The sequence below is a fragment of the Georgenia soli genome, from assembly GCF_002563695.1.
Taxonomy (GTDB): Bacteria; Actinomycetota; Actinomycetes; order Actinomycetales; family Actinomycetaceae; genus Georgenia; species Georgenia soli.
Window position 1 is genome coordinate 3,237,741 of record NZ_PDJI01000004.1, and the last position, 23,066, is coordinate 3,260,806.

Here is a 23,066-nt window from a genome sequence, read left to right on the forward strand (position 1 = left end):
CGGTCGCGGCGCGCGGGTGCGCACCGCGCGGGGCGATCTCAGTCCTCGGGGACGAACCAGACGGCACCCATGGGCGGCACACGCAGCGCTGCCGACGCCGGACGGCCGTGCCACATCGGCTCGCTCGCCTCGACCCGGCCGAGGTTGCCCACCCCGGAGCCGCCGTACTCGGCGGCGTCGGTGTTGAGGACCTCCCGCCAGCCGCCGGCCATCGGGAAGCCGACGCGGTAGCCCTCGTGCGGGGTGCCCGCGAAGTTCATGACGCACAGGACGACGTCCTGGCCGTCCTTGCTGCGGCGCAGGTAGCTGAGGGTGTTGTGGTCGCCGTCGCCCGCCTCGATCCACTCGAAGCCGGTGTGCGAGAAGTCGTCCGACCACAGGGCCGGGTGCGCCCGGTAGACCTCGTTGAGCCGGGCCACGAGGGCGGCGACGCCGGCGTGCCCGGGGTCGTCCATGTGCCACCAGTCCAGCCCCCGGGCCTCGCTCCACTCGGCCTCCTGGGCGAACTCCTGGCCCATGAAGAGCAGCTGCTTGCCCGGGTGGGACCACTGGTAGGCCAGGAGCGCGCGCACCCCGGCGAGCTGCTGCCACCGGTCGCCCGGCATCTTGGTCAGCAGGGAGCCCTTCCCGTGCACGACCTCGTCGTGGCTCAGCGGCAGGACGAACTGCTCCGAGAACGCGTACACGAGCGAGAACGTCAGCTCGCCGTGGTGGTAGCGACGGTTGATGGGCTCCTCCGCGAGGTAGCGGAGGGTGTCGTTCATCCAGCCCATGTTCCACTTCAGCCCGAAGCCGAGGCCGCCGACCGACGTCGGCGCCGTGACCCCGGGGAAGGCGGTGGACTCCTCGGCGATCATCACGATCCCCGGGACCTTGCGGTAGGCCGTCGCGTTGGTCTCCTGCAGGAAGCTGATCGCCTCGAGGTTCTCGCGACCGCCGCGGACGTTGGGGCGCCACTGGCCGGGCTGGCGGGAGTAGTCGAGGTAGAGCATGGAGGCGACGGCGTCCACGCGCAGCCCGTCGACGTGGAACTCCTCGAGCCAGTACAGGGCGTTCGCGACGAGGAAGTTCCGCACCTCCCGGCGGCCGAAGTTGAACACGTACGTGCCCCAGTCCTGGTGCTCGCCGCGCAGCGGGTCCGGGTCCTCGTACAGCGGGGTGCCGTCGAACCGGGCGAGCGCCCACGCGTCCTTGGGGAAGTGCGCGGGGACCCAGTCGACGATCACCCCGATGCCGGCCCGGTGGAGGCTGTCGACGAGGAAGCGGAACTCGTCGGGCGTGCCGAAGCGGGCGCTGGGCGCGTAGTAGGAGGTGACCTGGTAGCCCCAGGAGCCGCCGAAGGGGTGCTCCGCCACGGGCATGAGCTCCACGTGCGTGAAGCCGTGCCGGCGCACGTGCTCGATGAGCTGGTCGGCCAGCTCGCGGTAGCTCAGGCCTGGCCGCCAGGAGCCCAGGTGCACCTCGTAGACGCTCATCGGCCCGGTGTGCGGGTCGGACGCGGCCCGCCGCTCCATCCAGTCCTCGTCGCCCCACTCGTAGGTGGACTCGTCGACGACCGAGGCGGTCGCCGGGGGCTCCTCGGTGCGCCGGGCCATGGGGTCGGCCTTCTGGTGCCAGGAACCGTCGGGGTAGCCGATCTCGAACTTGTAGCGCGTGCCGGCGCCGAGGCCGGGCACGAACAGCTCCCACACGCCCGAGGACCCGAGGGAACGCATCGAGGTGCCCTGGCCGTCCCAGGCGTTGAAGTCGCCGACCACGCGCACCGCCCGGGCGTTCGGCGCCCACACGGTGAAACTCACGCCGTGCACCTCGCCGATCTCGCCGGGGAAGCGGCGCACGTGGGCGCCCAGGGCGTTCCACAGCTCCTCGTGCCGGCCCTCGCCGATGAGGTAGCGGTCCATCTCGCCGATGGACGGCAGGAACCGGTACGGGTCGTCGACGACGGAGGTCTCGCGGCCGTAGGTCACCCGGATCCGGTAGTCGGGGATCTGGTCACCGGGAAGCACCGCCACCCAGACCCCGTCCTGCTCGTGGACGGCCTCGTAGGTCTCGTGGGCCGTCACGACAGCCACCGCGTCGGCCAGGTGGCGGACGGTGCGCACGGTCACCCCGGCGGGCCCGACGTGGGCGCCCAGCACCGAGTGCGGGTCGTGGTACCGGCCGAGCGCGACCTCCCGCAGCAGCCCCGGGTCGACGGGGACCGGAACGGCGGTGGGGTCGGACGGCGCGCCGGACAGGGCCTCGGTGTGTGGTTCACGATCCATGTGTCTCACTCTTCCATCAGCCGTGCGGGCGCGCTTCCCGTCGCCCGCGGGGGCCCGGTGGTCAGGCCCCGAGGATGCGTTCGACCCCCGCGAGGGGTATGTGCAGCCAGTCCGGCCTGTTGCGCGCCTCGTAGGTCACCTCGTACAGGGCCTTGTCGAGCTCGAGGGCGTGCAGCAGGGCCGGCTCGTCCCGCGGGTCGCTCCGGGAGATGTGGGCGTAGCCGTCGAGGAACGCCTCCCGGGCGCGGTGGGCCCACTGCTGCCCGTCGGCCGCCGGCACGGAGCCGGCGGCGTAGTCGAAGGAGCGCAGCATGCCCGCCACGTCCCGCTGCGGCAGGTCGGGCAGCGTCCGCTCGGCGAGCGGGCGCAGCGGCTCGCCCTCGAAGTCGAGCAGCACCCAGCCGCGGCCGGGGACGTCGAGGACCTGCCCGAGGTGGTAGTCGCCGTGGATGCGCTGCAGCCGCGGCCACCAGGCCGACGCGCCGGCCTGGAGGAGGGCCTCCACCTGCTCGGCGCGGGCGGCGAGGTCGGGCACGTGCTCGCACGCGGTGGCGTACCGCGCGCGCCAGCCCCTCAGCGTCTCCGCGCGCGCGGCCTCGTCGGGCTCCGCCGTGGGCAGGACCGCGGCGAGGGTGGCGTGGACCTCGGCGGTCGCCTCCCCGAGCGCGCGGGCGCGCGGGGCGAGGTCCTCGCCGCGCTCGAGCGCGTCGAGCGCGACCCGCCAGGCGTCGGGCGCACCGGGGAGGAACTCCTGGGCGAGGGCGAGGTGCCCGGAGAGCTGGTGCGCGCCGTCGGGCGAGGGCCACTGGCCCAGCAGGTCGCCGACCGGGCGCGGCACGCGGGTCGAGCCGGCGTGGGCGAGGGCCTGCTGGACCTCCACGTCGGGGTTGCGGCCGGCGTGGAGCACCCGGAACAGCTTGAGGATCACCGGCCGCTCGTCGCCGTCGTCGGGGTCGACCGTGTCGAAGATGATGGAGGTGTTCGACTGCTCGCCGCGCAGCACGCGTGAGCCGCGCACCGTCAGCGCGGGCAGCAGCCCGGTGCGGTGGCCGCGGGCGCGGCCGGTCCCCGGGGGCCCGTCGGGCGCGAGCTCGAGCTCCTCGGTCACGGTGCGCAGCAGCGCGGCCGCGCCGACGGGGTCGTGGCAGGCGTCGTAGACCCACCGCGTCCCCAGGTCGGAGTGCTCGGTGGTGGCGACGAGCGCGTCGTCGTGGCCGGCCAGCGGCGCACCGCGGTAGGTCAGCGGCACCTGGTAGAGCACCGGCGCCGCGCCGCCCACGTCCCGGACGAGGTGGACCTCGACGCCGACCTCGCCGGCCGGGTCCTGCAGCCGCAGGCCCCCGACGCGCTCGAGGCTGGGCTCGGTCCCCTTGCCGGTGTACCAGCGCTGGCGCGCCATCCACGCCGGCAGCAGCTGGGAGAACGGTGGGTCGAGAGTGGCCATCATTCCTCCGGGGTGACGGCGACGGGGTCGGACTCGAGCCCCGTCCACGGTGCCGACGGCACCTCCGGCGCCGGGCCCGCGTGCGGGGCCGGCGGGAGAGCCGACGGAGGGAGCGTCGGTGGCCGCGGGGCGGACGTGGAGGTGGGCACCACGTACGTCTCCGGGCGGGAGGCCGGCGAGTCGGCCGAGGGCCTGGCGGGCGTGACCGTCCCGGCCGGCTCCGCCGTCGTCCGGGCGGACCCTGCCGGCTCCTCCGGCGCGGCCGGGCGCACGGACGCCGGCATCCCGCCCAGCGGGGCGGCGGCCTCGCCGTCGTCGGCCCGGGAGACGAGCAGCCAGAAGAAGTCCCGGGAGCCGAGCGTGACGGTGATCGAGCCGTCGGGGCCGACGGAGGGGAAGCGTGCCCCGCCGAAGACGTCGGTGAGGCTCGCCCCCGCGTGCCCGGGGACGCGGACCGTCGCGGAGCGCGGCGTGTTCGCCAGGTTCATGACGCAGAGCATCGTCTCGTGCTCGTTGCTGCGGGTGAACGCGAGCACGGCGTCGTTGTCCACGTGCAGCGGCACGAAGTCGCCCGTGCCGAAGACGGGGTGCCGACGGCGGACCTCGAGGATGCCGCGCACCCAGTGGAGCAGCGACGTGGGCTGCGCGAGCTGGGCCTCGACGTTGACCGCGGCGTAGTGGTTGACCAGCGACTGGACCACCGGCAGGTACAGCTTGCCGGGGTCGGCGGTGGAGAAGCCGGCGTTGCGGTCGGGGGTCCACTGCATCGGCGTGCGAACCGCGTCGCGGTCCGGCAGCCAGATGTTGTCGCCCATCCCGATCTCGTCGCCGTAGTACAGCGTCGGGGAGCCGGGCAGCGAGAGCAGCAGGGCGTGGGCGAGCTCGATCTCCGCGCGGGAGTTGCCCAGCAGCGGCGCGAGCCGGCGGCGGATGCCGACGTTGGCGCGCATGCGCGGGTCCTCGGCGTACCAGCCGTACATGGCGGCACGCTCCTCGGTGGAGACCATCTCGAGCGTCAGCTCGTCGTGGTTGCGCAGGAACGTGCCCCACTGCGCCCCGCCCGGGATGGGTGGGGTGTCGGCGAGGATGTCGCGGATGGCGCTCGCGCGCTGCTCCCGCAGGGAGTAGTAGATGCGCGGCATCACCGGGAAGTGGAAGCACATGTGGCACTCGGGGCGCTCCTCGGTGCCGTAGTACTCCACCACGTCCTCGGGCCACTGGTTCGCCTCGGCCAGCATGATCGTCCCCGGGAACTCCCGGTCGACCATCGCGCGCAGGTCCGCCAGGAACTCGTGCGTGCGCGGCAGGTTCTCGCAGTTGGTGCCCTCCTCCTCGAAGAGGTAGGGCACCGCGTCCAGCCGGAAGCCGTCCACGCCGAGCCGGCACCAGAACCGGACGACGTCGAACATCGCCTCCTGCACGGCCGGGTTCTCGAAGTTCAGGTCCGGCTGGTGGGAGAAGAAGCGGTGCCAGAAGTACTGCCGGCGCACCGGGTCGAACGTCCAGTTGGACGTCTCCGTGTCGACGAAGATGATGCGCGCGTCCTGGTAGCGCTCCGTGGTGTCCGACCACACGTAGAAGTCGCCGTACGGGCCGTCCGGGTTGGACCGGGAGGACTGGAACCACGGGTGCTGGTCGCTGGTGTGGTTCATGACCAGGTCGATGATGATGCGCATGCCGCGGGCGTGCGCCTCGTCCATCAGCTCGACGAAGTCGTCGAGGGTGCCGTACTGGCCGTCCACCGAGGTGTAGTCGGAGACGTCGTACCCGCCGTCGCGCAGCGGCGAGGGGTAGAACGGCGGGAGCCACAGGCAGTCGACGCCGAGCCACTGGAGGTAGTCCAGGCGGTCGATCAGGCCGCGCAGGTCGCCGCTGCCGGAGCCCTCGGAGTCGTGGAAGGCGCGCAGGAGCACCTCGTAGAAGACGGCCGTGCGGTACCAGTCGGGGTCGGGCGTGAGCCCCGGCCGGTCGGCGCCGAGGTGCCGGACCGGGTGGACCGGGGCCGGCAGCGTGCCCGCCGGGGGAGTGGTTCTGGTGGCGACGGGTGCCGAGTGTGCGGCGTCCGCCCCGTGGGGGCCGGCGCCGGTGGAGGGCGCGCTCACAGGGCCCTCACGCTCAGGATGTGGGCGCAGCGGCCGTGCGGGTCGAGCCGCACGTACGGGTGGTCGTTCCAGTAGTACCGCTCACCGCCCAGCTCGTCGGTGACCTCCATGACGGGGGCGTCGGTGCCGGGGTGGCGCAGCCCCAGGGCCTCCAGGTCGAGGTGCACGACGCCGTCGCGGGTGGCGTAGGGATCGAGGTTCACCACCACGATGACCGTGTCCTCCCGACCCGTGGGCGAGTGCTCGGCGGGCACGCGCCTGGAGAAGCAGAGCGTGGCGTCGTCGGTGGTCGGGTGGACGTGGACGTCGCGCAGGCGCTGCAGCGCGGGGTGGGCGCGGCGGATCCGGTTGAGCGAGCGGAGCAGGTCGGCGATGCCGAGGCTGTCCGCGAGGGACCAGTCGCGCTGCTTGTACTCGTACTTCTCGTTGTCGATCTGCTCCTCGGCGCCGGGCCGGGCCACGTTCTCCACGAGCTCGTAGCCGGAGTAGATGCCCCACGTGGGCGAGCCGGTGGCGGCCAGGACGGCCCGGATCGCGAACGCGGCGGTGCCGCCCTGCTGCATGTACGGCGTGAGGATGTCGTGGGTGGTCGGCCAGAAGCTGGGACGCACCCGCGCGTCGGTCTCGGTGGCCAGCTCGGTGAGGTAGTCGCCGATCTCGCCCTTGGAGGTGCGCCACGTGAAGTACGTGTACGACTGGTGGAACCCGATCGCCCCCAGGGTGCGCATCATGGCCGGCCGGGTGAACGCCTCGGCGAGGAAGATGACCTCCGGGTGGCGCTCGTGGAACTCCCCGAGCAGGCGCTGCCAGAAGTTCAGCGGCTTGGTGTGCGGGTTGTCGACGCGGAAGGCCGTGACGCCGTGGTCGACCCAGGTCTGCAGCACGTCCCGGACGGCCGTGTAGATCCCCTCGGGGTCGTTGTCGAAGTTCAGCGGGTAGATGTCCTGGTACTTCTTCGGCGGGTTCTCGGCGTACGCGATCGACCCGTCCGCGCGGGTGGTGAACCACTCGGGGTGCTCGGTGACCCAGGGGTGGTCCGGGGACGCCTGCAGGGCGACGTCGAGGGCGACCTCCATCCCGAGCTCGCGGGCCCGGGCGACGAAGTGGTCGAAGTCCTCGAAGGTGCCGAGGTCCGGGTGGATCGCGTCGTGCCCGCCGTCGGGGCTGCCGATGCCGTACGGCGAGCCCGGGTCCTCGGGCGTGGACTCGAGGGAGTTGTTGCGGCCCTTCTTGTTGGTGGAACCGATCGGGTGGATCGGGGTCAGGTAGACGACGTCGAAGCCCATGTCGGCGATCGCGGGCAGCCGCTCGGCCGCGGTGCGCAGGGTGCCGGAGGTCCAGCGGCCGGTCTCCGGGTCGCGCCGGGCGCCCTCGGAGCGGGGGAACATCTCGTACCAGGACCCGTAGAGCGCGCGCTCGCGGTGGACGACCACCGGGTACGTGGCCGACGGCGAGACGAGGTCGCGCAGCGGGTGGGCGTCCAGCACGGCGCGGACCTCGGCCGCGGTGCCGGCCGCGAGCCGGGCCTGCGCGGGGCGCGCGGTGTCGCGCAGGGCCGTCACGGCGTCGGTCAGCACGGCGGCGGCGTCGGCGGGCAGCTCCCGGTCCGCGGCGCGCTCGAGGACGAGCGCCCCCTCGGTGAGCATGAGCTCGACGTCGACGCCCGCGTCGATCTTCAGCCGCGCGTCGTGGGCCCAGGTGGCGTACGGGTCCGACCAGCCCTCGACCCGGAAGCCCCAGTCGCCCGGGGCGTCGGGGACCAGCCACGCCTCGTAGCGGTCCAGGCCGGGCGCGATGTCGTACATGCGCGCCCACGAGTGGTCGGTGCCGTCCGGGGCCACCAGCACGGCGGTGGCCGCGACGGCGTCGTGACCCTCGCGGAAGACGGTGGCGCGCACGGGGAAGGCCTCGCGCTCGGTGGCCTTGGCGGGCCAGCGACCGTCCTCCAGCACGGGAGAGACCTCCACGACGGGAATACGGCCGATCGGCGCGAACGGGGCGGGACGGGGCACGGACGGGGTCGTGCCCGTTGCGCGGGCACGGTCCTTCGGCTGGGTGGTGCTCACAGCGAAGAACCTATCGAGGTCCGGCCGACATGGCAGTTTGGCCCGCGGGGCGTCCCGGCCCGGACGGCTTGCAAAAGCGTGTGAAAGGGCCTGCAACATTTTCACTTTTGACGTCTAGACTCGTGCGGGTGAGAGCCATCCGTCGTTTCACCGTCCGCAACGTCCTCCCCGAGGCGCTCGCCCCCCTCGACCGTCTCGCCCAGAACCTGCGCTGGTCGTGGCACACGCCCACGCGCGACCTCTTCGCCTCGCTCGACCCGGAGCTGTGGCGGCGCGTCCACGGCGACCCCGTCGCGCTGCTGGGGTCCCTGAGCCCCAGGCGCCTCGAGACTCTCGCTGCCGACCAGACGCTCATCGCGGAGGTCCGGCGTCTCGACGAGGATCTGAGCACCTACCTCGCCGAACCGCGCTGGTACCAGCAGGAGCTGACCGACCCGGACAAGCCGGACGCCATCGCCTACTTCTCGGCCGAGTACGGCATCACCGCCGCGCTGCCCCAGTACTCCGGGGGTCTGGGCATTCTCGCGGGCGACCACCTCAAGTCGGCCTCCGACCTCGGCGTGCCGATCGTCGGCGTGGGCCTGCTCTACGGGGCGGGCTACTTCAAGCAGTCCCTCACCCGGGACGGCTGGCAGCACGAGACGTACCCGCTGCTCGACCCGGACAACCTGCCGCTGAACCTGCTGCGCGAGGAGGACGGCACCCCCGCGCGCGTCACGCTCGACCTCCCGGGCGGGCGGGCCCTCCACGCCCAGATCTGGGTGGCGCAGGTGGGCCGCGTGCCGCTGCTGCTGCTCGACTCGAACATCGCCGAGAACGACGACCAGGCCCGCCGGGTCACAGACCGCCTGTACGGCGGCTCGGCCGACCACCGGCTCCGCCAGGAGCTCCTGCTGGGCATGGGCGGCGTCAAGGCGGTCCGTACCCACTCCCGGCTGACCGGGGCGCCCGCGCCGCAGGTCTACCACTGCAACGAGGGCCACGCCGGCTTCCTCTCCGTCGAGCGCGTCCGCGAGCTCGTGCAGGGCGAGGGCCTGTCCTTCGAGGAGGCGCTCGAGGCCGTCAAGGCGGGCACCGTCTTCACCACCCACACCCCGGTGCCGGCCGGCATCAGCCGCTACGGCACCGACCTGGTCGCCGAGTACTTCGGCGGCAGCGCCGAGATCGACGGGATCCCGCTGGACAAGGTGCTCGCGCTCGGCGCCGAGGACTTCGAGGGCGGCAACCCGGGCGTGTTCAACATGGCGATCATGGGGCTGCGCAGCGCCCGCCGCGCGAACGGCGTGGCGAAGCTGCACGGCAAGGTCTCCCGCGGCATGTTCCACCAGCTGTGGCCCGGGTTCGACACCACCGAGGTGCCCATCACCTCCATCACCAACGGTGTCCACGGCCCCACCTGGCTCGACCCGGCCTTCGCCGAGCTCATCGGCAGCAAGCTGGCCCCGGAGCAGGTCGAGTCCGGCGAGGGCTTCCTGCTCGCGCCCGAGCAGGGCGGCCTCTCCGACGCCGAGCTGTGGCAGATGCGCGCGACCCTGCGCAAGAACCTCGTCACGGAGGCCCGGCGCCGGGTGCGCAAGTCCTGGCTCGACCGCGGCGCCTCGCCGGCCGAGCTCGGGTGGACCGACGACGTGCTGGACCCCGACGTCCTGACGATCGGGTTCGCGCGCCGCGTGCCGACGTACAAGCGGCTCACCCTCATGCTGTCCGACCCGGAGCGCCTGACCCGCCTCCTGACCGACCCGGAGCGGCCGATCCAGATCGTCGTCGCCGGCAAGTCGCACCCGGACGACGAGCAGGGCGTCGGGCTCATCCAGAAGCTCGTCCAGTTCGCCGACGGCGCCGGCGTGCGCGAGCGCATCGTCTTCCTGCCGAACTACGACATCGCCATGGCCCAGACGCTGATGCCCGGCTGCGACGTGTGGCTCAACAACCCGCTGCGGCCCCTGGAGGCCTCCGGCACCTCGGGGATGAAGTGCGCCCTCAACGGGGCCCTCAACCTCTCCATCCTCGACGGCTGGTGGGACGAGTGGTACGACGGCCGCAACGGCTGGGCCATCCCCACCGCCGACGGCGTCCAGGACCAGGCCGAGCGTGACCGGCTGGAGGCCTCGGCCCTCTACGAGCTGCTCGAGGACACCGTGGTGCCCCGGTTCTACGACCGCGACGCCGACGGCGTCCCGCGCCACTGGATGGAGATGGTGCGCCACACGCTGGCGACCCTGGGGCCGAAGGTCCAGGCCACCCGCATGGTCCGGGAGTACGTCACCACGCTGTACACGCCGGTCGCCCGCAGCTCGCGGCAGATCGCGGGCGACGGCCTGGCGGGCGCGCGCGAGCTCGCCGGCTGGAAGGCCCGGGTGCGGTCCGGCTGGCACGGGGTCCGCGTGGACCACGTGGAGTCGGACGGTGTCTCGGACGTGGTCAACGTCGGGGACGAGATCCGCGTGACCGCCTACGTCAACCTCGGGGACCTGCGCCCCGAGGACGTGCAGGTGCAGGTCGTCGGCGGCCTCGTGGACGACAACGACACGCTCAGCAACCTGCGGGTCTTCCCGCTCGAGCACACCGAGAGCTACGAGGGCGGGCGGCACGCGTTCGCCGGGTCCCGCGTGCTCGACGCCACCGGCCCCTTCGGGTACACCGTGCGCGTGGTGCCGGACAACCCGATGCTGGCCGCGCCGACCGAGCTCGGCCTGGCGGCGTCCGCGGAGCACTGAGCCTCCTGCGGTGAGAGGACCGGCCCCCGCGCCACCAGGCGCGGGGGCCGGTCCTCTGCCGTGGTCCTTGCGCCGGGATGCGGATCGTTCGCGGCCCTCAGCTGGTGGTCGCTCCCGTCTCGGGCCCCCCGACGGCGTCGGTCGTCCTCCCGACGGCGCTTGGTGTCCTCCCGACGGCGCTGGCGGGGTCCCGGGCGGCCGGCTCGTCCCGCTCGCTCGCCTTGAGGTTCAGCTCCAGGCCCAGGAGCACGCTCGTCATCGAGGCGCTGAGCCTGCCCTCCCTGGCGTCCCAGAGCACCCCCTCGGCGCGCTCGTGCAGCACGCCCCGGAGGCGGAGGTCGTCGAGGTTCTCCACCAGGATGTCGCGCATCGGCGGGCGGTCGAACCGGCGGAGCGCGTCGTTCGCGCCGGTCGGTGCGTCCGGAGGGAGCGGCAGCCCGAGACGCGCCGCCCGGTCACGGAGCCGCCGGCCGAGCCGGTGGGCACGGCGCGCCAGGGCCGAGGTCATCATCGACTGGCCGTCGAACGTCGTGGTCGGCAGCGAGAACAGCCGAGGGTAGGCCCGCCGCTGGATCTCCATGTAGAGGTGCTGCCGGTGACGGAGGCGGACCGGGACGCCGAACATGTAGTCGAGCCAGGGCCCCGTGAGGAACGGCGTGTGCACGGTGTACCCGGACGGGATCCGGGTGCCGGTGTACCGCTGCTGCCGCACGCCGAAGTCCAGCTGGTCGGGGAAGGAGAGCAGGGACGGGTCGAGCACCGGTGCCGCCGGCATGCTGGCACGGGGGTCCAGGCCCGGGTCGAGCACCGCGTCGCTGCCGGCGATCCGGTGCTCGCGGTAGAACTCGTCGACGGCCGCCTCCCACGTCCAGTGCTCGTCCTCCCCGGGAGCCCAGTCACCGCTGACGGCGTCGCCGCACAGGCCGTCCCAGAACACGTTCTCGCGTCCGATGCGCTCGTGGAGCACGTAGCTGAGGTACCGCTGGCCGAACGGGTAGGGAAGGGGCACCCGTCGCGCCAGCACCGAGTCCACGAGTGCACCGGTCGACCAGGGCGCGGAGAAGGACTCCAGCCGTTCGTGGCGCACCCCGGCGCGCCGGGCGACCTGGGCGGCGAAGTCGTAGTCCTGCTCGCCCGGCATGCCGAAGGTGGCCGCGACGACGGACCCGGGGCCGAACAGGTCGAGCAGCGCGCCGAGGATGGTCCGCGAGTCCAGCCCGCCGCTGAGGAAGACGACCTGGTCACCGGCGGCCGGCGAGCGCGACGCGCAGAGCTCGAACGCCTCGCGCAGCGCACGCACCCCCTCGCGCACGAGCTGGTCCTCCGAGACGTCGGGCCGGTGGCGCCGGGGCTGGCGCCCCCACTCGGCGAGCAGGGCGAGCGGCGCCTCACCGGGCGCGAGCCGCGGGACGAAGCCGAACGCCAGGAAGTCCTGGATGCCGGCACGGTCCTCGGCGAACCGGGGCTCGAGGGTGGGGGGCATCGGATCTCCTCGAGCAGCGACGGTCGGCACCTGCGGGGCGGTGTCGCGACGTCCGCGTCACCGGCCCGGCGGCGTCGGTCCGTGGCCCCGGCCGCTCCGCCGGGCGAACCTCGTCCGCGTGCGGGGAGCGTACTGCCGGGGCGGTCGCCTCCGGAGGGGAACGAGGGCCGGTCAGTACACCATCTGCATGGCCTCGCGGACCTCCGCGAGCGTCGCCTCGGCGACGGCGTTGGCCCGGTCGTTGCCCGTGCGCAGCACCTGCAGCAGGTAGCCGGGGTCCGCCGCCAGCTCCGCCCGGCGGGCGCGGACCGGGGCGAGCATCTCGTTCACGGCCTCGGTCGCGGCCTTCTTGAGGGTCGCGGCCCCGCCGTCGCCGATCTCCGCGGCCACCTCGTGCGGGTCACGTCCGGTCGAGAGCGCCGTCAGCAGGACGAGGTTGGAGACCTCGGGGCGGTTCACGGGGTCGTAGGTGATGTGGCGGTCGGCGTCCGTCACCGCCCGCTTGAGCATCTTCGCGGTGGCGTCGGCGTCCATCCCGAGCTCGATGGTGTTCCCGCGCGACTTGCTCATCTTCTGCCCGTCCGTGCCGAGGACGCTGGCGGCGTCGGAGAGCAGCGCCTCGGGCCGCGGGAAGACCGGCCGGGAGCCGTCGCCCGCGCGGCCGTAGCGCTCGTCGAACCGGCGGGCGATCACGCGGGCCTGCTCCAGGTGGGGCAGCTGGTCCTTGCCGACGGGGACGAGGTTGGCCTTGCAGAAGAGGATGTCCGCGGTCTGGTGGACCGGGTAGGTCAGCATGAGCCCCGACATGGGCCGGTCGCCCGTGGCGTCCAGCTCCGCCTTCACGGTGGGGTTGCGGCGCAGCTCGGCGTCGGTGACCACCGACAGGAACGGCAGCATCAGCTGGTTGAGGGCCGGCACGGCGGAGTGGGCGAAGATCGTGCTCGCGTCCGGGTCGATGCCCACCGCGAGGTAGTCCGCGACCAGGGAGAGGACCCGCTCGCGGATGGGGCCGACGCCGTCGCGGTCGGTGATGACCTGGTAGTCGGCGACGAGGACCCACGTCTCGACCCCGGCCCGCTGGAGGCGCACGCGGTTGAGCAGGCTGCCGAAGTAGTGGCCCAGGTGCAGGTTGCCCGTGGGCCGGTCGCCGGTGAGCACGCGGAACCCGCTCGGGTCCTTCTCGATCTGCGCCTCGATCTCGTCGCTGCGGCGTCGGGTGCGCTCGAGGGACGCGTCGTTGGTGGAGTCCGCCAGGTCGGTGGCGACGTCGGTCTGCTCGGTCATGAGGTCCTCAGGTCTGGGGCCGCCGCGGGGCGTGCCGGGCCGCCTCGCGGGACGGCCGGGGGGAAGGGTGCGCGGGGGAGCCGTCCGTCAGGACGGCCACCACAGACGCACGCGGATCGGCACGGGTCCCAGCCTAGCGCCGTCGCGCGGGGGGCCGGCGAGGCGTCCGACGACGGGAGGCGGCGGTGTCGGGATGCGGCGTCCGACGACGGGAGGCGGCGGCGTCGTCGGGGACGGGGCGTCGTCGTCGTCGAGCATGCGGCGTCGGCGTTGCCGAGCGTCGAGACGGCGCCGCGGGAGTCTCGAGGAGTCAGCGGGCCAGGTAGATGCGCATGCTGAGCGACTCGAGGTCCACCGCCTCCCCGGGCGAGGCGAGCAGGTCGAGCGGCTCGGTCTCGGCCTGCTGCACGCCCTCCGGCCGTTCCCACGCGGAGTCCCACACGAGCTCGTAGTCCCGGCCCCGCCCCTCGGGCAGGGTGACCAGCTGCTGGTCGAGGGAGCCGTTGAGGACCACGAGTGCGTCAGCGTCCCCGACGGGCTGGCCGGAGCGGAGCATCTGCAGGACGCGCTGGTGCGGGTCGTGCCAGCCGTCCGGCTCCATCGCCTCGCCGTTGCCGTCGAACCAGGACAGGTCGGGCAGGACGTCGTCCGCGGTGCGCGGGCGCCCCGCCGCGAAACGGCTCGGGCGCAGCACGGGATGCTCGCGGCGCAGCCGCAGGAGCGACGAGACGGTCTCGAGCAGGTCGCCGTGCCAGTCGTCGCGGCGCCACCCGATCCAGGAGATCTCGTTGTCCTGGCAGTACGGGTTGTTGTTGCCGCCCTGGCTGCGCCCGATCTCGTCGCCGGCCGTGAGCATCGGGGTGCCCGCCGCGACGAGCAGCGTGCCGAGGAGGTTCCGCATCGAACGACGGCGCAGCGGCAGGATCTGTGCCGCCGGCGAGTCCTGGGGGAGCGGCCCCTCGACGCCGTGGTGCCAGGAGCGGTTGTCGTCCGTGCCGTCGCGGTTGCCCTCGAGGTTGGCCTCGTTGTGCTTGTGCTCGTAGGAGACCAGGTCGGCGAGGGTGAAGCCGTCGTGGGCGGTGATGAAGTTCACCGAGGCGAGGGGGCCACGCCCGCCGGGCACCTCCCCGGCACCGAACAGGTCGGCGGAGCCGGAGAGCCGCGTGGCGAGGTCCCGCAGGTCGTGCCCGGCGTAGCCCTTGGCGGCGGCGGCCGGGTCGGCCAGCCAGAAGGTGCGGACCGTGTTGCGGAACCGGTCGTTCCAGTCGGCCATCGGCGCCGGGAACTGGCCGGTCCGCCAGCCGCCGGGGCCGAGGTCCCACGGCTCGCTGACGAGCTTGGTGGTGGACAGGAGCGGGTCGGTGGCGAGGGCGACGAGGAAGGGGTGCGACGGCGTGAAGCCGGCGCCGTCGCGGCCGAGCGTGACGGCGAGGTCGAACCGGAAACCGTCCACGCCGACCTCGCCCGCCCAGTAGCGCAGGGAGTCCAGGGCCAGCTGCACCACGCGGGTGCGACGGAAGTCGAGGGTGTTGCCGCAGCCGGTCATGTCCACGAGACGGGCCGGCACCGTGCCGTCGTGGAGGTAGTAGCCGGTGTTGTCCAGGCCGCGCAGGCTCAGCGTCGGGCCGTGCACGCCGCCCTCGCAGGTGTGGTTGTAGACGACGTCGAGGAGGACCTCCAGGCCGGCGGCGTGGAGCAGGGAGACCATGCCCTTGACCTCGGCCAGCACCGCCTCCGGGCCGGCCTCCTGGGCGGCGCGCGTGGCGTACGTCGGCTCGGGCGCGAAGAACCCGAGGGTGTTGTAGCCCCAGTAGTTCGTCAGCCCCTTCCTCGTGAGGAACGGCTCCGGGAACTTCGCGTGGATCGGCAGCAGCTCCACCGTGGTGACGCCCAGCTGCCTGAGGTGGGCGATGGTGGCGGGGTGAGCGAGCCCGGCGTACGTGCCGCGCAGCTCCGGGGGCACCTCCGGCAGCCGCATCGTCAGGCCCCGCACGTGCGCCTCGTACACGACGGTCTCCGCCCACGGGACGCGCGGGCCCTCGACCGCCCCGTCGAACCTGTCGTCGACGACCACGCCGTGCGCCACGAACGGTGCGGAGTCGTGCGGGTCGATGACCATCTCGCCGCCGACAGGGACGAGGTCCTCACCGACCGTGTGCGTGTGGATCGCCGGCACCAGCTCCACGCCCCCGGCCAGGGCGCGGGCGTAGGGGTCGAGCAGCAGCTTGGCGGGGTTGTGCAGCAGGCCCGCGTCGGGGTCCCAGCGGCCGTGCACCCGGAACCCGTAGCGCTGGCCGGACCGGACGCCGGGGAGGTGGCCGTGCCAGATGCCGTCCACCGGCCCGCGCAGGCGAAACCGCCGTTCGCTCAGCGTGCCGTCCGGCGCCACGTCGACCAGGCAGAGGTCGACGCGGGTGGCGTGCGAGGCGTGGACCGCGACGTCGATGCCGTCCCCGGCCAGGTGCGCGCCGAGCCGCCGGGGGTTGGCCGCGTGGCCCGGGACCAGCTCGGCGCCGGTGTCGGTGTACGGCTCCGCGCGCCGCGAGGCGGCAAGGGGCAGCGTCGTGCTCATCTCCTCATTGAACCTCACGGAACCTCGGTGTCCGTGCCGTTGCCCGTGCGGCCGTCCCTGCTGCGCGCCACGCTCGCCGGGACAGCCGGGTCCGCTTCCAGGACGGCTGCCGCGACCACCGGGACGCCACGTCACCCTCGCGGCACGCCACGTCGCCCTCGCGGGACGCCACGTCGCCCTCGCGGGCCGGCGGCGCCGCGCCCCGCGCGGCGACAGCGGGCGGCCGGCGCAGGGTGACCGCCTGGTGAGTGCACGGCGAAGGCGGGCGAACCGGGCGATTCCGCGCCCGGGCGCGCCAGATGGCAATCTTGGTCCCATGAGGATCGTCGTGTGCGTCAAGCACGTCCCGGACCTGCAGTCCGACCGCTCCCTCGACCAGGACGGCCATCTCGTGCGCGGTGAGGACGACGTCCTCAACGAGCTCGACGAGAACGCCGTGGAGGCCGCGGTCGCCCTCGCCGAGGAGCACGGCGCCGAGGTGGTCGCGCTGACCGTCGGCCCGGACGACGCCGTCGACGCGGTGCGGCGGGCGCTGCAGATGGGTGCCGACTCGGCCGTCCACGTGGTCGACGACCGGATCGCCGGCTTCGACGTGGTCGGGACCGCGAAGGTCCTGGCGGGCGCCGTGCGGGCGCTCGGCGCCGAGACGCCGGTGGACCTGGTCGTGACCGGGATGGCCACCATGGACGGCCTGACGTCGATGGTCCCCGCGGCGCTCGCGGCCGCGCTGGACCTGCCGGCGCTCACGCTCGCGAGCGAGGTGACGCTCGAGGGCTCCGCCGTGACGATCACCCGCAGCATCGGCGACGCCGACGAGCGGCAGAGCGCCGACCTGCCCCTGGTGCTGTCGGTGACCGACCAGGCGAACGAGCCGCGCTACCCGAACTTCAAGGCGATCATGGCGGCCAAGAAGAAGCCGGTGACCACCTGGTCCCTGGACGACCTGCCCGACGTCGCGACCGCGGGCGCCGGCACGACCGTCCGCTCCGCGGCCGCGCGGCCCCCGCGCGAGGCCGGGCGCATCCTCACCGACACCGGGGACGCCGGCGCCCAGCTCGCCGCGTACCTCGTCGAGAACAAGCTTGTCTGAGGCAGGAGAGAACATGCCCGAGCTCGACCGTCCCCTGCTCGTCGTCGCCGACCACGTCGACGGCGCCCTGACCCACCCGGCCGCGGAGGTGCTCACCCTCGCCCGTTCGCTGACCACCGGCCCCGTCTCCGCCGTCGTGCTGGAGTCCCCGGACACCGCGGCGCTCGGACGCTACGGCGTCGCCACCGTCTACGCGCCGGAGCTCGGCGGCCTCGCGCCCACGGTCTCGGCCGTCGCCGCGGAGGCTGTGCTCGCCGCCGTACGGCAGGCCGACCCGGCCGCGGTCCTGCTGGTGTCGAGCTTTGCCGGCAAGGAGCTCGCGGCCCGCCTCGCGGTCGCCCTCGACTCCGGCGCGGTGGTCGACGCCACCGGCGTCACGGTGGAGGACGGCGCGCTGGTGGCCTCGAAGGTCGTGCTGCAGGGCACCTGGGAGACCACGTGCGAGGTCACCCGCGGCGTGCCCGTCATCGCCGTCAAGCCCACCGTCGTCGAGGCCGTCGCGGTGGACGGCGCCGAGCCGGAGGTCGTCGCGGTCCCCGTCGAGTTCTCGGACGCGGCGCGCGCGGTTCGGGTCCTCTCCCGCACCGAGCACCCCCGCGAGCGTGCGCCGCTGGGCGAGGCGCGCACCGTCGTCGTCGGTGGGCGCGGCGTGGAGGGCGACTTCTCCCTCGTCACCGAGCTGGCCGACGAGCTCGGGGCCGCCGTCGGTGCCACCCGCGTGGCCACCGACGAGGGCTGGATCGAGCACGCCGCCCAGGTGGGGCAGACGGGCGTGACGATCTCGCCGCGGCTGTACATCGGCGTCGGTGTCTCGGGCGCGATCCACCACACCGCCGGCATGCAGGCGGCGCAGACCGTGGTCGCGGTGAACTCCGACCCCGAGGCGCCGATCTTCGAGATGGCGGACCTGGGAATCGTCGGCGACCTCAACGACGTGCTGCCCCAGGCGATCGAGGAGCTGCGCCGGCTACGGGGCTGAGCCGGCTGGGCCGGGCCGGCGGGGCCGCGCCGGCTGCGTAGCTGAGTCGGCCGGTCGGCCGGGCCGGCGGCGTTGTTGGGCCGGCGGCTCAGCCGCGCTCGGCGTGGTCGGTGTCGGGGTGTTGTCCGATGTGCCCGGGCGCCGAGGCGTGGACGCGCTGGATGAAGGCCTCGAACTCCCGCATGAACGTGGCGAGGAACTCCCGCGTCGAGGGGTTCGTGCACTCCCCGTCGGGCCCGTAGTCCTCCGGCCTGAAGTGGATGTACGCCTCCGGGGCGTTGAGCTGCGGGGAGTCGAGGAACGACAGCACGCTGCGCATGCTCGACTGCATCACCGCGGTGCCGATCCCGCCGATCGAGGCGCCGATGATGGCGGACGGCTTGCGCGCGAACGCGTTCTGGCCCCACGGCCGCGAGCCCCAGTCGATGGCGTTCTTCAGCGCGCCGGGGATCGAGCGGTTGTACTCCGGGCTGACGTAGAGGATGGCGTCCGACGCGGCGATCGCGTCCTTCAGCGCCCGGCCCTCCGGCGGGTAGTCCGCGTCGTAGTCGTAGCTGTACAGCGGAAGGTCCTTGATGGGGATCTCCGTGAACTCGAGCGTGTCGGGGGCGACCTTGATGAGCGCCTGGGAGAGCTTGCGGTTGATGGAGTCCTTCGCGAGGCTCCCCACGAAGTAGCCGACCTTGAACGTGGCCATCGTCGATCCTTCCCGCGCCGCCGGCCGCAGCGGCCGGCCCCGCGCTGTGGCTGATGCCGCTGCGGCGGGTACCGCACGAGCCATCCTCGTCGCGCGCGGCCGCGTCGGCACGGCGGGAGTTTCGTCGCCGGCGTCTTTCAGCCCCGGCGCGACCAGGGGCGCGCCGCGGCCCAGGCACGGCGGGACGCCGAGGTGCCGATGGCGTGGCGCTGGGTGTACCGGGTGTCCAGGTCGGTGATCTGCACCTCGACCATGCCGTTCGCGTCGACGAGGTACCGCTCCTCGACCAGGCAGCCCTCGCGCCGCTCGACGGTCACGTCGCGCAGGTCCCGGCCGTCCCGCAGCGCCGGGTCGAACGGGAAGAGGACGTCCGCGAACGGCACGACGTCACCGCGCGGTTCGCCGTCGTCGTCGATCCCCGCGCACTCGACGAACCGGTACCAGCCCAGGTTGTGCGCCGCGCGGTAGCGGCGGACGGCCACCACGCCCTCCCGCTCGGGCAGCGCGGTGTCGGCGCCAAGGATCGGGTCGAAGCTCACCGCGGCGCCGCCGCTGCGCTCGCGAAAGACACCGAATCCACGGGAGAGCCGGTCGGACAGCGTGAAGCCGGCCTCGTCGTCGGCCGCGATCGCCAGACCGATCGCCGTGGAGGCGGAGGGGTGCGGGGACCGGTGGACGCGGCGGCCGAACCGCTCGCGCAGGAGGCGGGGGACCAGCGGCAGCCCCGACGCGCCGCCCACCAGGTAGATGCCGGCGACGTCGGTCAGGCCCGCGGCGTCGTCGAGGCCGCCGAGCAGGGGACGCATGGCCTCGACCGTGGCCTCCACGAGGGGGGTGGCCCGGGCGTAGAAGGTGTCGACGGGGACGCTGACATCCGTGTCGCCGACCTCGACGACCACCCGCCGCGACTGCGGCGCGATGCGCTCCTTCGCCTCGCGGCACCGGTCGAGCAGGTCGTCACGCTCGAGCCGTCCGAGATCCTCGAGGCTGCGCGCGGCGGCCGCGCCTGGGGCCGCCGTCTCGAGCACGCACCGTGCCAGCACCTCGTCGAAGTCGTCGCCGCCGAGGCGGTTCAGGCCGTTGGAGCCGAGCACGGCGTGGCGGTGCCCCTCCACGTCCACCAGGGAGGCGTCGAACGTGCCCCCGCCGAGGTCGTAGACGACGACGCGGGTGCGGCGCGAGCTGATCGTGCCGCCGCGGTGGTGGGTGTACTCGAACCCGGCCGCCGACGGCTCGTTGACGAGCGCGAGGACCTCGAACCCGGCCCGACGGAACGCCTCCAGGGTGAGGAAGCGCTGGGCGCCGTGGGCGTGCGCGGGGACGGCGACGACGGCGCGCAGCGGCACGCCGTCGTCCAGGGCCACCGCGTCCACGGCGTCGGAGAGGTTGGACCGGGTGCGCAGCGCCGTGCGTACCGCGGAGAGGTAGCCGGTGAGGAGGTCCAGCAGGGGCACCTCGAGGTCGCCGACGGTGAGCAGGGTGCCGGCACCGACGTCGGGGTCGGCGAGCGCGCGCTTGAACGACCGGAGCAGCGGCGCGCCCCGGCGGGCCGCGGCGAGCGCCTCGAACCCGTGCACGAGCTCGCCGTCCTCGGCGGCGACGACGCTGGGGAAGTTCTCGTGGGCGTCGCCGTCCTCGTCGAGGAACGACACGACGGGATAGTTCCCCCGGTCGGCGAGGGCGACGATGGTGCGGGTGGTGCCCAGGTCGACGCCGAGGTGCATGGCGTGAGACTACCTGCCCCGTCCGGCGTCCGCGCCGGAGCCTCGGCCGTGTCGGTCCGCGCCCGGGAGAGGTCGCCCCTGCGCCGGGGCACGGTCCCTACACTGGTCGGCGTGACCGTTTACCTCGACCACGCGGCGACCACGCCCGTGCGCCCCGAAGTGGCGGAGCGCTACGCCGAGGAGCTCTCCCGGGTCGGCAACCCCTCCTCCCTCCACACCGCGGGGCGCGACGCCCGCCGCCGGCTCGAGGAGGCTCGTGAGCAGCTGGCCGCCGCCGTCGGGGCGGAGCCGGCCGAGGTCATCTTCACCTCCGGCGGCACCGAGGCGGACAACCTCGCGGTGAAGGGCGGCTACTGGGCGAGGCGAGGCGCGGACGACGGGCTGCGCACGGTCGCCGTCTCCGCGATCGAGCACCCTGCCGTCCTGGAGACCGCCGAGTGGCTCGCGGCGCACGACGGCGCCGACCTCGTCCGGCTGCGCGTCGACTCTGACGGCGTGCTGGATCTGGGCCACCTCGAGGCGCTCCTCGGCCGCGGAGGCGTCGCCGTCGTCTCGGTCATGTGGACCAACAACGAGATCGGCGTGGTCCAGCCCCTGGAGCAGGTCGTCCACCTCGCCCACGCGGCCGGGGTGCCGGTGCACTCCGACGCCGTGCAGGCGGTCGGGCACGTGACCGTGCACTTCGCCCTGTCCGGGCTCGACGCGATGAGCCTCTCCGGGCACAAGCTCGGCGCTCCGGTCGGGACGGGGGCGTTGGTCGCGCGCCGCTCGTTCGCCCTCACGCCGGTCGAGCACGGGGGCGGGCAGGAGCGCGGGGTGCGGTCGGGCACGCTGGCGGTGGCCGGGGCGCGCGCCCTGGCGCTCGCCGTGGAGCTGGCGGTCGCCGAGCAGGAGGCCGAGGAGGCGCGGCTGAGCCGCCTCAGGGACCGGCTCGTCACTGCGGTCCGGGAGAAGGTCGACCGGGTTGCGCTCACTGGACCAGCGCTCACGGGATCCGGGCGCACGGGACCCGTGCCCGCGGGACCCGCGTCCGCGGTTCCCATGGGGCAGGGGCGGCACCCGGGCATCGCCCACCTCACCATCGAGGGGGCGGACGCCGACGCGCTGCTGCTCGGTCTGGACATGGCGGGGATCGCCGCGTCGAGCGGCTCGGCCTGCCATGCGGGCGTGCAGCAGGCTTCGCACGTGCTGGTCGCCATGGGCCGTGACGAGGAGCTGGCACGCTCGGCGCTGCGCTTCTCCCTCGGCCGGACCACGACCGAGGAGGACGTCGACGCCGTCGTGGCGGCCCTGCCCGGCGTCGTCGAGAACGCCCGCCGGGCGCACGCGGCGCGGCACCGGCCGGCGCGCAGGCCCGGCGTCCCGGACGACGCCGCGGCACGCGGCTCCGTCGTCGCGCAGGGGGGAGCGGCCTGATGCGCGTGCTGGCAGCGATGTCCGGCGGGGTCGACTCCGCGGTGGCGGCGGCGCGAGCGGTGGACGCCGGTCACGAGGTGGTGGGGGTCCACATGGCGCTCTCCCGCTCGAGGGCGCAGCACCGCAACGGCTCGCGCGGCTGCTGCTCCATCGAGGACGCGGGTGACGCACGCCGTGCGGCCGACGTCCTCGGCATCCCGTACTACGTGTGGGACCTGTCGGAGGAGTTCGAGGAGACGGTCGTCGCGGACTTCCTCTCGGAGTACGAGGCGGGCCGCACGCCCAACCCGTGCGTGCGCTGCAACGAGCACATCAAGTTCTCCGCGCTGCTCGACCGTGGTCTCGCGCTCGGCTTCGACGCGGTGGTCACCGGGCACTACGCCCAGATCGTGGAGGTTCCCGACGGCGCCGGCGGGACCCGAAGAGAGCTGCACCGGGCCGCCGACCCGGCGAAGGACCAGTCCTACGTGCTCGCGGTGATGGGCGCCCACCGGCTCGCACGGTCGATGTTCCCCCTCGGGGCCGCCCCGTCGAAGGAGGCGGTGCGCGCCGAGGCGGCCACCCGAGGTCTGAGCGTGTCCGCGAAGCCGGACTCGTACGACATCTGCTTCGTGGCCGACGGCGACACCCAGGGCTTCCTCCGGGACCGTCTTGGCGCCCGGCCGGGCGAGGTGGTGGACGCCGACGGGCGTGTGCTCGGGCAGCACGACGGCGCGTACTCCTACACGGTGGGGCAGCGCAAGGGCCTCGGGCTGACGCGCCCCGCGGCCGACGGGCGCCCCCGCTACGTGCTGGAGGTGCGGCCGCAGACGAACCAGGTCGTCGTCGGGCCCAGTGAGCTGCTGACGGTGGACGAGCTGCACGCGGACCAGACGGTGTGGCTCGCCGACGACGTCCCCGCGGGGGAGTGGGTCGACGCCGAGGTGCAGGTCCGCGCCCACGGGGAGCCGGTCGCGGCCTCGGTGCGACGTGCTCGGTCTGGCCGCACTGACGGGACGGACGGCGGGGCGGAGGGGGCTCTGGAGGCCCGGCTGTCAGTGCCGCTGCGCGGGATCGCGCCCGGGCAGTCGTTGGTGGTCTACGCCGGCACACGGGTGCTGGGGCAGTCCACGATCGTCTCCGCCCGGCGGGGTGCTGCTCTCCGAGCAGTCTGAGCCGCGGTCAGGTCGTCGCGTCGGTCGGTCGCCGCCTGGTAGACCGACCTATCGCCGCCTGGTGGACCGCCGTG

At 73.7% G+C, this 23,066-nt stretch carries 14 protein-coding genes; 5 read left to right on the plus strand and 9 right to left on the minus strand.

Annotation, left to right across the window (positions count from 1 at the left end; translation table 11 throughout):
• Nucleotides 1-38 precede the first annotated feature (38 nt).
• The 4 genes from glgB to ATJ97_RS16000 all read right to left on the minus strand — a co-directional run bounded on the left by glgB (nt 39) and on the right by ATJ97_RS16000 (nt 7,975).
• On the minus strand, nt 39-2,264 hold the full coding sequence (gene glgB, locus ATJ97_RS15985) for a 1,4-alpha-glucan branching protein GlgB (protein ID WP_098484584.1): 2,226 nt from the start codon (nt 2,262-2,264) through the stop codon (nt 39-41).
• A 61-nt stretch (nt 2,265-2,325) separates the two neighbouring features.
• Complete coding sequence (locus tag ATJ97_RS15990) at nt 2,326-3,708, minus strand: maltokinase N-terminal cap-like domain-containing protein (protein WP_245862631.1); 1,383 nt, start codon at nt 3,706-3,708, stop codon at nt 2,326-2,328.
• Nucleotides 3,708-5,717 (minus strand): maltose alpha-D-glucosyltransferase, encoded by a 2,010-nt coding sequence (gene treS, locus ATJ97_RS15995; protein WP_098485541.1) that lies wholly within the window; start codon nt 5,715-5,717, stop codon nt 3,708-3,710. Before treS ends, ATJ97_RS15990 begins: the two co-directional genes overlap by 1 nt.
• Before the next feature lie 89 nt (nt 5,718-5,806).
• Complete coding sequence (locus ATJ97_RS16000; protein ID WP_098485542.1) at nt 5,807-7,975, minus strand: alpha-1,4-glucan--maltose-1-phosphate maltosyltransferase; 2,169 nt, start codon at nt 7,973-7,975, stop codon at nt 5,807-5,809.
• 29 nt (nt 7,976-8,004) lie between these two features.
• Here ATJ97_RS16000 and glgP point away from each other — a divergent pair, with 29 nt between their 5' ends.
• Nucleotides 8,005-10,593 (plus strand): alpha-glucan family phosphorylase, encoded by a 2,589-nt coding sequence (glgP, locus tag ATJ97_RS16005; RefSeq protein WP_211287267.1) that lies wholly within the window; start codon nt 8,005-8,007, stop codon nt 10,591-10,593.
• Between the two features lie 97 nt (nt 10,594-10,690).
• Here glgP and ATJ97_RS16010 read toward each other — a convergent pair whose 3' ends face one another.
• The 3 genes from ATJ97_RS16010 to glgX all read right to left on the minus strand — a co-directional run bounded on the left by ATJ97_RS16010 (nt 10,691) and on the right by glgX (nt 15,932).
• The gene (locus ATJ97_RS16010) at nt 10,691-12,076 is read right to left on the minus strand and encodes an asparagine synthase-related protein (protein WP_098484587.1); all 1,386 of its coding nucleotides are present in this window, start codon (nt 12,074-12,076) and stop codon (nt 10,691-10,693) included.
• 171 nt (nt 12,077-12,247) lie between these two features.
• Complete coding sequence (gene trpS / locus ATJ97_RS16015) at nt 12,248-13,360, minus strand: tryptophan--tRNA ligase (protein WP_098484588.1); 1,113 nt, start codon at nt 13,358-13,360, stop codon at nt 12,248-12,250.
• Nucleotides 13,361-13,670: 310 nt separating this feature from the next.
• Nucleotides 13,671-15,932, minus strand: coding sequence for a glycogen debranching protein GlgX (glgX, locus tag ATJ97_RS16020; RefSeq protein ID WP_098484589.1), 2,262 nt, complete (start codon nt 15,930-15,932; stop codon nt 13,671-13,673).
• A 316-nt stretch (nt 15,933-16,248) separates the two neighbouring features.
• On the opposite strand from glgX, the gene ATJ97_RS16025 reads away from it, so the two are divergent.
• Complete coding sequence (locus ATJ97_RS16025; protein WP_098484590.1) at nt 16,249-17,022, plus strand: electron transfer flavoprotein subunit beta/FixA family protein; 774 nt, start codon at nt 16,249-16,251, stop codon at nt 17,020-17,022.
• A gap of 13 nt (nt 17,023-17,035) precedes the next feature.
• Nucleotides 17,036-18,001, plus strand: coding sequence for an electron transfer flavoprotein subunit alpha/FixB family protein (locus ATJ97_RS16030; RefSeq protein ID WP_098484591.1), 966 nt, complete (start codon nt 17,036-17,038; stop codon nt 17,999-18,001).
• Nucleotides 18,002-18,089: 88 nt separating this feature from the next.
• Here ATJ97_RS16030 and ATJ97_RS16035 read toward each other — a convergent pair whose 3' ends face one another.
• Both ATJ97_RS16035 and ATJ97_RS16040 read right to left on the minus strand, forming a co-directional pair.
• Entirely contained in the window at nt 18,090-18,698 is a 609-nt protein-coding gene (locus ATJ97_RS16035) for an NADPH-dependent FMN reductase (protein ID WP_098484592.1), read from the minus strand.
• 137 nt (nt 18,699-18,835) lie between these two features.
• Nucleotides 18,836-20,422 (minus strand): Hsp70 family protein, encoded by a 1,587-nt coding sequence (locus ATJ97_RS16040; RefSeq protein ID WP_098484593.1) that lies wholly within the window; start codon nt 20,420-20,422, stop codon nt 18,836-18,838.
• Between the two features lie 111 nt (nt 20,423-20,533).
• Between ATJ97_RS16040 and ATJ97_RS16045 the strand changes: the two genes are divergently transcribed.
• Together ATJ97_RS16045 and mnmA are read left to right on the plus strand one after the other, a co-directional pair.
• Nucleotides 20,534-21,838 carry a cysteine desulfurase family protein gene (locus ATJ97_RS16045; RefSeq protein ID WP_098484594.1) on the plus strand — a complete coding sequence of 435 codons (1,305 nt, stop codon included), beginning with the start codon at nt 20,534-20,536 and terminating at the stop codon, nt 21,836-21,838.
• Complete coding sequence (mnmA, locus tag ATJ97_RS16050) at nt 21,838-22,992, plus strand: tRNA 2-thiouridine(34) synthase MnmA (protein WP_098484595.1); 1,155 nt, start codon at nt 21,838-21,840, stop codon at nt 22,990-22,992. Before ATJ97_RS16045 ends, mnmA begins: the two co-directional genes overlap by 1 nt.
• The last annotated feature ends 74 nt before the right edge of the window (nt 22,993-23,066 follow it).